Raw genomic sequence first — 574 nt, 5'->3', positions numbered from 1 at the left:
CTCGGGTAAACGTGCTAAGTTGACCGCGCTTCGTTCCGTCATCGATATGGACGGTAACGTGCTTTATCAATCGTTGCCTCGCTCCTCTCGCGCGGTTGATGAACAAGCGGCTTGGCTAACGACTTACGCGATGAAACAAGGTGTCGCACAAGGTACGGGCCGCTACCTTCAAAACCAATTCGCTTGGGCTGCGTTGGCGGGTAAAACGGGCACCAGTAACGATACTCGTGATAGCTGGTTTGTCGGGATTGATGGCCGTGAAGTGACGACCATTTGGCTAGGCCGTGATGATAACAAGCCAATCAACCTTACGGGGTCAAGCGGTGCATTGCGTGTTTACGCGGAATACTTGGCGCAGCGAATTCCTGAGCGTTTGGAGCTGCCTTGGCCTAAAGAAGTGACGACGCTTGGCTTTAAACCGACCTCCAACGGTGGTTTAGAGATGAATTGCCGCAGCGATTACAAACTTCCAGTATGGGATAAAACGGGTCAAATCAAACAACAGTGTGAGAAAAAATCTAACTGGTTGAATAGTTTGTTTGATTGGTAGGATCTCCAAATCAACAACATGGAC

The 574-nt window shown here is 49.8% G+C and carries 1 protein-coding gene; it reads left to right on the top strand.

The window, feature by feature from the left end:
- Positions 1-550, top strand: a 550-nt coding sequence (locus R7Q09_RS27255; RefSeq protein WP_318144096.1) for a penicillin-binding transpeptidase domain-containing protein, incomplete at its 5' end; no start/stop codon positions are given.
- Positions 551-574 lie beyond the last annotated feature (24 nt).

Source organism: Vibrio sp. 2130-1 (assembly GCF_033339515.1).
This window is presented reverse-complemented; position numbering and strand designations above follow the sequence as displayed.